9 protein-coding genes are annotated in these 10764 nt (G+C 62.4%); 4 read left to right on the forward strand and 5 right to left on the reverse strand.

Translation table 11 applies throughout. The annotated features are described in order from the left end of the window. Positions 1-639: PoNe immunity protein domain-containing protein (locus ACQ4WY_RS16745; RefSeq protein WP_436505003.1), on the forward strand; the 639-nt coding region annotated here is incomplete at its 5' end. A 356-nt stretch (positions 640-995) separates the two neighbouring features. Here ACQ4WY_RS16745 and ACQ4WY_RS16750 read toward each other — a convergent pair. Genes ACQ4WY_RS16750 through ACQ4WY_RS16770 form a run of 5 tightly spaced genes read right to left on the reverse strand, consistent with a single transcriptional unit; the run spans position 996 to position 7942 of the window. Beyond that, the gene (locus ACQ4WY_RS16750; protein ID WP_436505004.1) at positions 996-2639 is read right to left on the reverse strand and encodes a T6SS phospholipase effector Tle1-like catalytic domain-containing protein; all 1644 of its coding nucleotides are present in this window, start codon (positions 2637-2639) and stop codon (positions 996-998) included. 3 nt (positions 2640-2642) lie between these two features. Then, positions 2643-3305 carry a hypothetical protein gene (locus tag ACQ4WY_RS16755; RefSeq protein ID WP_436505005.1) on the reverse strand — a complete coding sequence of 221 codons (663 nt, stop codon included), beginning with the start codon at positions 3303-3305 and terminating at the stop codon, positions 2643-2645. A 13-nt stretch (positions 3306-3318) separates the two neighbouring features. Next, entirely contained in the window at positions 3319-4239 is a 921-nt protein-coding gene (locus ACQ4WY_RS16760) for a DUF4123 domain-containing protein (RefSeq protein WP_436505006.1), read from the reverse strand. A 2-nt stretch (positions 4240-4241) separates the two neighbouring features. After that, positions 4242-7151 carry a type VI secretion system Vgr family protein gene (locus ACQ4WY_RS16765; protein WP_436505007.1) on the reverse strand — a complete coding sequence of 970 codons (2910 nt, stop codon included), beginning with the start codon at positions 7149-7151 and terminating at the stop codon, positions 4242-4244. Then, entirely contained in the window at positions 7151-7942 is a 792-nt protein-coding gene (locus tag ACQ4WY_RS16770) for a hypothetical protein (RefSeq protein WP_436505008.1), read from the reverse strand. Before ACQ4WY_RS16770 ends, ACQ4WY_RS16765 begins: the two co-directional genes overlap by 1 nt. Positions 7943-8163: 221 nt before the next feature. Here ACQ4WY_RS16770 and ACQ4WY_RS16775 point away from each other — a divergent pair, with 221 nt between their 5' ends. The 3 genes from ACQ4WY_RS16775 to ACQ4WY_RS16785 are packed head-to-tail and all read left to right on the forward strand — an operon-like array spanning position 8164 to position 10758. Next, on the forward strand, positions 8164-9006 hold the full coding sequence (locus ACQ4WY_RS16775) for a M15 family metallopeptidase (protein WP_436505009.1): 843 nt from the start codon (positions 8164-8166) through the stop codon (positions 9004-9006). An 11-nt stretch (positions 9007-9017) separates the two neighbouring features. Beyond that, positions 9018-9287: a PAAR domain-containing protein gene (locus tag ACQ4WY_RS16780; RefSeq protein ID WP_436505010.1), complete on the forward strand. Its 270-nt coding sequence runs from the start codon at positions 9018-9020 to the stop codon at positions 9285-9287. 31 nt (positions 9288-9318) lie between these two features. Further along, positions 9319-10758: a hypothetical protein gene (locus ACQ4WY_RS16785; protein ID WP_436505011.1), complete on the forward strand. Its 1440-nt coding sequence runs from the start codon at positions 9319-9321 to the stop codon at positions 10756-10758. Positions 10759-10764: the final 6 nt, after the last annotated feature.

The following is a 10764-nucleotide window of genomic DNA, read 5'->3' on the forward strand; positions in this document are numbered from 1 at the left end:
GGCGCGACTCTCATCGTGGCGCGGAGAACCATCTCCAACCAGACGCCGGATAGATTTAAGCAAGCCTGCTCACATCATACAAAATCAGCTTGCAAAAGGGAGGGTGACCATAGATTTGACGTGCAGGCCAGCGCCGTTGAACAGGGATTTCCCCACTTCGCCCTACCTGGTGACGGCTACGAGCAGGTCAACCGGATGATCTGCCTTGGCATTCTCCTCGGTTGGGGCAGTTTGCTGCCCCGACTGGCGCCGATCATCGATTTCAACAACCATGCAAAAGATGGGCTGGTCGAACGCCTGCTGGCATTTTCCATCGATAACAGGGATACCGACTGGCCGGAATGCACGCGCCACCTGCCCTACGTCAAGACGCTCAAGATATTTTCGGCAGAGAAAAAAGAGCGTCCGGCATTGATGCAGGATTACCTGATGCAATGGTATGACGCTAGCCGCCGCGAACCCTACTATGACAGCCACGCGCGCGACACCTCCTTTTCAGGCTACTGGTCATGGGAAGCGGCGGCCATCACCTGCCTGCTCGATATCGACGACAGCAGCTATCGCAACGCCAAATTCTATCCCGCCGATCTGGTGGCATTCCACCGTCAGCCAGCCTGTATGCGATTGGAGCCGGCATGAGCCACAAACCCGCCGTGATCGCAGCCTGCCTAATCTTCGCCATGCCCGCGCTGTCGCACGCCGCCGGTGCCCCTTTCCCGGGCATTTGGCCACACCCCACAAACCGGTGCAGCTGAACATCGAGTACCGCTGGCTGCCGGTCGGCAATGCCACCGAGGAGCTGCTGGTCGTCGTGCAAGCCGATGGCAAGCTGGCGCTGGAATTTCGCGCCCCGCACGCGTCGCTGTCGATGACGGAGGATGCCAGGCTGTATCCGGCCCTGCCTGCTGCCGAGCGCAAAGCCGTGCTGGCCGCGGAACTGGCGCGTCAACAACGTTCTCTTAAAGACATCAGCATAGCGGCAAAGCCCGTTTCTGCTAGGCTATCGCAGTGTCGCCACCTGTCGACGCTTCTTTCGGCACCAGCATCGCCTCTTTTACGCCGCCCAATGCCGGTTTTGAACCTTCATATCGCCAGTACAGATATTTCTTGCCTCTTTTTCCCATGAAATACTGCCGGTTTCGAGACCAGCGACTGGCTTCAACAAAGCCGATACTGGCGTCAGTCATCTGATTCTTGAATCCCGCAACAGAATCATGCACATAACGATCGAAGAATTTGTCAAATAAGCTCCGCTCCGCAACCGACATCGACTTACGGAGCTTACCTTTCCAGGCATCGTAGATCGCGTCCTCCAGCGGTTCCGTCGCACTGCGAAAAAAGCCTGTTTTCTTTTCTGCGATATTCTGCACGTCGCGTTCCCATTCGCTGTCCGTAGTGGTCATGTACTTATCAGGCGTGGCATACATAACGGACTGCCCCTTTGCGATGATGGCTTCGCGTTCCTTGCGTGCTGCGCGCTGACGTTCTGTGCGTCCCCAGCGCCAATGGTAGTAATTGTTCATGTGGCTGATGACTTGCGTTTCAAGCCGCTTGTCTGCGCTGATGTGCTTCATGTAGATTTCGAAACATGCCTGCAATTCAGTGCTAATGTTAAACAGCGAGCCATAATCCTGAAGAACCTCTTCGGGAGACTTGAACGGCACCCCTGCTGCATATGCCGACAGATACATATTGCACAGCGGAATGCGCGACAGTTCGTTTGACCGCCCTTCCTGATTCATGTCGTCATAACCGCCGCCTACGTCGGAGTGTGCCCCGGGATAGAGGGTTTCCCGACAGTTCGAATCAGTGGCCTGATCGACTCGAATAGAGTCGGATGGAAATTTCTCTCGCACTTCATGCGCTGCGACATAATGTTCGCAGAAACGCACGTACGGTGGAATACGCAGATCGGATGCCCATTCCGCATGGCCGCCCTCGTCTGCCAAATACATCACGCCACCCCAGACAGGTCCCAGGTAATATTTGAGATCGGACTCAAGGCGACTACCGCCAAACCCCACCGATGCCACAGTATCAAAAATGCCGAGGAAGTAAATCACCAGACGCGGCTGAATAAATCCGCCACTTTTGATCCAGATCAGTCCATCTCCTTGCTGATAACACTGTGCAGCCAACTGACGCACAAAGGCCCGCGCCTGGGCTGCCCCGCGACTAAAGCCAAACACCGCAACATTGATTTGATTTACATGCGGCATGTGTTTGTCCACCCGCATCTTCAACTCCTTCAGCATCCAGCTGATCCGAGCCTGCCCTTTTGCAGCCGATGCCATGCCGAGTGCCCCATCGATTCCATCACCACTGTCTTGAATCTCCGGAAACGGCGTGCCGACCCCCGGTGCATAGATCGCGTATGTCTTGTTTTTTTCGTCTTCGGCCGGATGCGCAAATTTCCCCAATTTCGCAATATTGCTGTACTTTACATTCGACGAAGCCAGCGAGCCATTTCCATCTTTTTTGAAATTATTTCCAGTCCCGTCAAAAAAACAACTGATCCAGACGGGTTTTCGGCAATCCGACTCCTTCGCACATTTCTCCAGTTCCTTGCGATAAATTCCTCGAGCAAGCCTTTCACTCTTCGTGACGTCGCTAAGCCGGCGTATCGTTGGTTTACTCATGGTCTATTCCCTATGCGGTGTGCGAGGTATGCCATAAAAAGGATTCTCGATTTCCTGCTTGCAGAACTGGCCTTGGGGAAGGCGCGCGGAATGCAGTTTCACCTGCTCGGCAGCAAGCGGTGCCTGCGTCTTGAATGTGCCCAGATGTGCCTGCACTGTACCATCGCTCAGAAAGTGAAAAACCACGGTGCTTGGGCGCTCGGGCCCTTTTGCTGGCAGGATGTCAACAGTAGCCTGACACCAGCGGCTTCCGGGAGAACTCATCCTGGAAGTGCGTTCGTCATAGTCAACACTCGATTTTCCATCGTGGTAGGCAGTATCGAAAACCACGCTCCAAACCACGCGCACTCTCAGCGGTTTATCCACAGGAGTGTCCCAGATAAAACAGCAATTTCCGCTACTGAAACTGACTTTTTCACCATTGTCCATTTTCGCCTCGCTCGCGTCGCGAAAAAAAATGGAACCACCGCTGGGAGCTTCATCGATATTGAATGGCAGTGAAATACCTTTGAATGTGATGGAGTAAATATCATACGGCGTGTAGTTATATGACGTGGTAGTGAAGGTTTTCTCGCTTAGTTCTTGTTGCAAGCGATCTTCCTTTTCCTTGGAATTGCAAGCGGCCAAAATAAATAGGCACAACACGATAGAGGTCAATTTTTTCATGTCTGGATCGCATTCATATGCTGGAAGCGGAAATTTCTTCGAGTGCAGCCCATTGCTGAGGAGTCCAGGCCAGGATCCGGTCACTGAATGACTGCGCCGTTCCTGCGGCCTGCAAAGCGATGGCGGCGAGTGGGGCCAGATGAAAATCGGCACCTAACAGTAGCGACAACATGCAGTAACTTTTCAAGTCTGTGGGCGAACTTAATCCATATGCCTGCGCCCTGCCCAGCTGTTGAAAAAAAAAGTCGTAGCGCTGATACGGAGGCAAACCATCGAGCGCCTGCGGATCATCGTTCTCCATTTGCTTCATCAGCATGTACGGCGATGCTCTATTCATCAGTTCGACATATTGATGTTGTGTCAAAAGCATGCGTTCACTTCCAAGGGGTGCCGGCGCCTCGTTCTTCTCGCCAGGTACAATTTGTGGCTGCCCGCGTACGTCCATGTACAACCATGCTGTCATTTCTGCGAGTGCAGCCTTGCGCTGCGCCGTTGCCAGCACGTCCAGCCAGTGCGGCAGGATAAGCGGATCGTAGTAGCGCATGATCCACTCGGTACCGTCATCGTGCACCACCTCTGTCAACCAAGCCAGCCGTTCTAATAATTGTGGCAGGGGCTCGTCAGACACAATCAGCGACATACAATTGGCGCTGCCGGCAGTGCGAAGCAATTTGGCGAGCAAGGGACATTTCTCGCCCTTGAGATGCCGCAACAATATCGGGCCAGCGTCCATGGCGTCTGGCTCGGCCAATTCACCTAACAAGGAATACAACTCGACGCTGTGATCGCTTGGCAAGCGGATACGGGCCAAACCCTCAAACTTGGCACCATCAATCAAGCTGTAGAGGGTCACGCCCTTGTCGAGAGGATGGCGATTGAGCAGCGCAAGCAACTGCAAGCCACACGCGGGGGACTCGCCATCGTTGTCGTGCATGATTACTCCCCTTTCGCGGCAAAGGGCGAGCCGCTCCTGGCCGCATTTAACAGACATTCCTTGCAAATACTGCGAGGCATTACCGGCAGTGGATAGCTTTCACGCGATGGCCCGATAAAACTCTTCTTGCCGGCATGCACCGTGATCTTGCCCGGACACTGAACGGTGATGTTGCCGCCCTCGATCGTGATATTCGCGCCGCCCGCCGTCGACATGCGGATGCTCTTGGCCGCCGCCCAGTCGATGTGCGCGGCGGCGCTGACAATATTGACTTCCTCGCGCGCCTGCACGTTGAGCACGTCGGCCTGCGCCTGCAGGTCGACGGCCTGTTTGGCGGCGATCAGTTGCAGGCCGATATTGTTCTCGCCCGCCTTGACCACGCCGGCCAGGGCGCCGATGGCCTGGCCGCTGTGCACGCGTAGCTGGCCGCCGCCGACGAACTGGGTGTCCAGCCCGCTCATCAGGGAGGTTGTTTCGCCATTCGCCAGCTGGATATCCTGGCTCGCCAACACGCCCAGCCCGGCACGGGCGGCGATGGCGATGATGGCGTCGCTGCTGTGCGGCAGCTTGTCGTCGCCGGGGCTGGTCGGCTTGCCCGCCGCATCGCGCCTGGCAGCGGCCGTATTGTCCTGGCTCAGCATGCCGGAGACGCTGGTCAGAAACGCTGGCAAGGGCGCCGCCTTTTCGTCCAGCATGCTGGCATTCGCCTTGGCCGGCCCCAGGTGGCTGGCGTACGCGACCGTCTTGTGCGTGACGGCGGCGGCGCTGAAGGTTTCGCCCAGCTTGGCGGCCTGCTTGAGCAAGACCATGCCCGGCGCATTGTCGCCGGCCGGATCGCGCGCCTGCGCGTCATGGTTGACGAGGTAGCTGGAAATCAGGAGCCCGGCACCGGCCCGCACGGCGCCGTAAGCATCGGTGCGCAGCTCGGCGCCCGTGCCGCGCAGGCTGCCCCGGTAATTGTCGGCCGCATGGATCAGGTGGCCAAGATTGAGTTCGCTTGCAGCATGGCTGCTCTTGAGCTGGATGCGCCCCTGCTGGTCGGTATCGTCGAACAGCAGCTGGTTATAGCCAGAGCCGGAGCCGGCGGCGCCGAATTCCTTGCTGCGGATACCCCATTGCGCCGCGCCGTTGCGGTGGCCGGCGCTGCCCCCAGCCGCGCCATGCCAGACCGGGCTGTTGCCGCCGGCAACGTTGCCCTGCGCCGACGGCGCATGGTCGCGCGCCGGGTCGAATACGCTGGCGTCCGCGGGCTTGTCCGTGATGCCGCCCGGCGTGGGTGCGACGCCGCCCTCGCCCTGCCCGTTGTACAGGGCGCCGACGATGAGGGGCCGGTCGATATCGTTTTCCAGGAATTGCACCAGCACTTCCTGGCCGATGCGCGGCAGAAACTGGCTGCCCATGCCGCCGCCGGCCGAGCGCTGCGCCACGCGCACCCAGCAGGTGGCGCTGCCTTCCTGCTGCCAGTGGAAACGGATGCGCACCCGGCCCAGCTTGTCGCAATGGATCTCGCTGCCGCCTCTGGCGCTGGCGCCGCCGTCGGCACCGACCACGATGGCGCTCTGGCTGCCGCAGGCCGTCGGCTTCGGATGGTGGCGCAGGTCGCCGCCGTCCTGCAGCGGCCGCCATGGCGTGTCGGCCGCGATGGCGTCAAGATGATTCGCGTAGCCGCTCTCGACGGCCTGCGCGATCAGCTGGTCGACAGGCGGCACGCCCATCGATGGCGAGGCCAGGCCGGAGAACGCCGTTTGCAAGGTTTCCTGCAACAGTTCCGGGATCGGGCCGAACAGTTCAGCCAGGCCCTGCCTGGCGGGCGCCGGCAAATTATTCACGCCCACGCTGCACACGCGCAGCACGACCAGCGCCGGCGCCTCGGCGCCCTCCTGCTGCAACGGTCCCTGCGTCAAAGTAAAGCGCGTGCCGGCACGCAAGGTGCGCACGGTCGAACGCGCCTGCCAGCGTTCGCCGCGCGCTTCCATCGCCTGCATCTGCAGCAAGGCATAGCGTTCGGCCTGGGCCGCATCGGCATAGAAATACTGGCCTGGCGTGTCATAGCTTTCCAGCACGGGCGCGTTTTTCCCGCCCGGCGCCAGCCGCGTCGGCACGCTGGCGCTGACGGCTTTCTTGGCCTTGTAATCGTAGCTGAGCACGGTCGCCACCGACGTGCGCAAGACGCGTGCGCGGCTGAGCGCCTGGATGGAGTCGGCCTGTTCCATGGCCCGCGCACCGTGAAAACGGATGCCGCCGCCTTGAGCGCTGCTGGCGTCTTCCGGCACCGCGCTCAAGGCGCTGCTGTCGGCGAACAGTACCAGGCAATGGCCGCCCTCGTGTTCTTCGAAACGCCAGGCCAGGCCTTCTTCGCTCAACAGGCGCGTGACGAAGGCCAGGTCCGACTCGCGGTACTGGCAACAATAGCTGCGCGGCTGCGCCTCAGCCATGAACGGCCCCGTGTCGCCACTCCAGCGCCAGTCGGCTTGCGGCGCGTAGGCCTGGAACACGCTGTCGACAATCTCGATCACGCTCTTGTCTTGCCAGACGCGGCTGTTGCGTACCTGGCTCAACAGCCACAGCCACGGCGTCAGGCGCAGCCGGAAACGGGCGAGTCCGCCGTCGCTGCCCAGCATCGCCGCTTCGCTGATATAGCCGCTGAAGACGGCGCGGCTGCCGTCGGCCAGGCTGGCATGCAGCGCGGCCGGCTTGCCCAGCAGCGGCGCCAGCGCCACATTGGCATCTGTGGACAGCACGATGATGTCGCGCACGCCCACGGTTTGCAACTGCTCGTCGGCGGCAAACGCTTCCACCAGCCACTGAGCCGTCCCGCCCTCGCCGCCGTCCAGCGACAGCTCATACAAGCGCGTCACGCTGCTGAAACCAGCCAGGGAAGCGTTGACCTGATCGGCGCTTGCGGCACTCATTACCCGCCTTTTGCGGCAGCTTGTCCGGCTTTGCATTGCGCGTTGTCGCCATGGCCCTGGCAGGCGCGCGCGCGGCACGCCAAGGCGGCATCGGGCTTGAGCGTAGCGCAGTGCTGCAACTGGGCCCGCAGGCCGGAAGCGGTTTTCTTCGGCGCCGGCGCGGCCTGCGCGTGGGCCAGCAGGGCCGACAGCAGGGCGATATCGCTGTCTTCCGCGCGGCGGGCGGGGGTTGCCGCAGGCCCTTTCGCCGGTGGTTTTTTTGCTGCCGGACGGGGCGCCTTGGCCACCTGTTTCGAGACGGGTTTCGAGGCGGCGGCAGGTGGCGATGGCGTTTCCAGCGCCTTGCTCAGCACATCGCCGGGGTGGGCGGCACTCGCGTTCCTGGCAGCGGCAGTGGCGGCTGTGGCGGCGGCGCCGGCATCGAGCATCTCGCTCAGGCTCTGCTGGGGCGCCTCATCACGGATGCTGGCGACGGCCGACGGCGCTTCCACGGCGGCGGGCGCGGTGGTGGCGACAGGCAGGGAAAGCGGCGCGGCCAGCGCATCGTCGTCTCCAGCGCGCTCTCCGCGCTGGCCCAGCCAGACGCCAGCGGCCAATAACAGCAGCAGCGCGGCGGCCGCTCCCATGCCCCCGCGCAGGGCCAGACTGCCACGCCTGGCCTTGGCGGACGAGCCGATATTGCCACCCTCGAGCGTGGTCAGGATGCGGTTACGGTCGGCCTCCACCTGCTGCGTCTGCGTCAGCAGACTGGGCCGGACCGGGAGCCGGGGGCTATCGTCATGAGTTCGCAAAATGTGCGCTCCTGTAATATTTGCAAGACTTTACGCTATTCAACAAAATCATGACGCGTGCCATAAAATCAACAGTGTGCACCCCCCGCACAATTGAAAAAAGCCCCCCTTAATTATCAGTTTTGTAAGATATACTTCCAGGCAATATCCATCGCCTCCCTGTTTTTACCCGATGGACAGCACCGTTCCCCGCAGCCAAACATTTCCTGATTGAGGTTAGCGTGTTCCTACTCGCGGTAGCGCTGTATTTCATCCTGGCATGCCTGATCAGCTGGCTGATCCTGTTCCCTGCCGGGCGCGATTTCGTGCTGCACGCCGTCAATGGCGCGGAGCAGCGCCTCGCCGCCTGCCTGCAGCGCGTGGCCAGGCGCCAGCAGACGGGCATGGCAAGCCTGGGACAGCAGAGCGCCAGGCTGTTGGCCCGCACTGCCGACCTGCTGCGCCGTCATTATCTGTTGTGTCTCGCGGGCGTGGCCGCGATCAGCCTGCCGACCCTGCTGGCCCTGATGGCCGACAGTAAATCCATGCTGGGCGCCTACGAGGTATCGACGCGGGAAATGAATACGCAGGTGGCCAGCCTGCTGCAGGGCGAGCAACTGGTGCCGCCCGTCGACCTGCCGCCGCTGGTGTTTGCCACGGAAGAAGTGCGCCAGGAGCGCCCGCTGCTGGTATCGGCCAGCCGCAACTGGACCTTGCTGAATGTGGAATACGCCCAGCGCTTGCTGCTGGTCTTCAAGATCATGAAAGAAAAACATGGCTACGACATGGCGCTGCTGGAAGGCTACCGCAGTCCCGAGCGGCAAAACACATTGGCGGCCATGGGGCCCAACGTCAGCAACGCGGCCGCCTTTCAAAGCTGGCACCAGTACGGCCTGGCCGCCGACTGCGCCTTCCTGCGCAATGGCAAGCTGATCATTTCAGAGAAGGACCCGTGGGCCATGCGCGGTTACCAGCTGTATGGCGAAGTGGCCGAATCGGTCGGCATGACCTGGGGCGGACGCTGGAAAATGATGGATTTCGGGCATACCGAACTGCGCCTGCCCGGCGTAATGAAAAAACACTGAGAGGAACGCGTATGGCTGGTCCGGTAATCAGATTAGGCGACAAGACATCGCATGGCGGCACCGTGCTGGAAGCATCGACGGTGAGCGACAGCGGCGGCATCGGCATGGCGCGGGTCGGCGACAAGGTATCCTGTCCCCTGCCCGGCCATGACATCTGCCCCATCGTCAGCGGCGACCCCAGCCTGATCGTCGATGGCAAGCCCGTAGCCCGCCATGGCGACAAGACCAGCTGCGGCGCGCTGCTGATCGCCAGCCAGCAAGCCACCACTGACCAGGCATGACGGCCCTGCCGATATGCGGAGGAGCCCGCTGATGCGCCCCTGGCTGCGACGCTGCCTGCTGACCGTGTCCGCCTTTGCCCTCTGCTGGGCGGGCGCCATCGCTTATTGGCGCGACAGCACGCGCATGCCGACGCCGGGCGAGCTAACCGGCGCCATGCTGGCGCTGCCGCTGGCCCTGCTGTTGATGCTGTGGCTGGGTAAAAAACTGCTGGCCAGGCTGCTGGCCGGCCCCGCGCTGGCCGCGGCGCCGGGTCTTGCCTCCCCACTCCAGGCCGAGGCGGCGGCTCCGCCTGCGGCACCGGCGCCGCTGCATATCGTGGCCGCCACCCTGCGCATGCCAGGCGGCGCCACGCCGGCAGAATTGCTGGCCGCCATGCGCTCCCGACTAGCCCGCCCCGCGCTCGACGGCCTGCTCCTCGATGAAGACGGCTATCCCCTGCTGTGCGGCAGGGTGGATGGCATCGACGAAGAGGGGCAGCAGCAAGTGCTGGCCGCCTGGCTGCACGAGCATCCGCAGGCCGGCCTGGCCAGCGAACCCTTCCCCTTCAATCCGGAAGACCTGCGCGCGCTGGCCCTGGGTGCCGTGGTGCTGGCCGAACTGCTGGACGAAGCCCTGCAGCATGCGCTGTCCGCCGGCGCGCCGGTCTCGCAGGCGAGCGAGCTGCCCATGCTGCGGCTGTACCTGCTGATGCCGGCCTCGTGGAGCGCCGCCCAGCGCCAGGCCGGCGACGCCTGGCTGCGCCAGCTGGCGCGCGAGCAAGGCTGGCCGGCGCAGAAATTGCTGCCGGCTGCCGAACCAGCCATCCGGCAGCCAGCGCCGTTTGCCCTGTTGAATCAGCTTGCCGGGCACGCGGCGCCGCCGCAGCCGCCCTGCCTGGCCATCGTGCTGGCCTGCGATTCCTGGCTGGGTGAGCTGCGCGTGCACACCTTGTCGAGCCAGGGCCAGCTGTTCAGCGCCGGGCAGGCGAACGGACAGATTCCCGGCGAAGGCGCGGCCGGCCTGCTGCTGGCCGGCCCTGGCGCAGCGGCGTCACTGGACGAGCCGGCGCCAGTCCTGCTGCACCGCGCGGCCACGGGCGAACTGCCGCAAGGCGCCAGCCAGCGCGCAGGAGCGGACAAGACCATGCTGGCCGACCTGGGCAGGCAGGCGCTGGCGGCAGCCGGTGGCGATGCGGCGGCCGGCATCGCGCTGGTCAGCGCCGATACCGACCAGCGCGCCCCCCGCATGCTCGAACTGATGCAGTGCGCCGGCACCTTGCTGCCCCAGCTGGACCTGGGCGAGCAGGTGCTGGGCGTCGGCACCGCATGCGGCCAGTGCGGCGCCGTCACGACGCTGGCCACATTGGCCTTGGCGCGGCAGGCGGCGGCCGACGACGGCGCGCACGTTTTATGTCTGAGCAATCTCGATCCACTCCAGCGCGGCGCGCTCGTCATTGGGCCACCTGCGGAAAACAGTCACAGCTCCACCTGATACGGC

It is taken from the genome of Janthinobacterium salmonicoloratum (genome assembly GCF_051380845.1).
GTDB lineage: Bacteria > Pseudomonadota > Gammaproteobacteria > Burkholderiales > Burkholderiaceae_D > Janthinobacterium > Janthinobacterium lividum_F.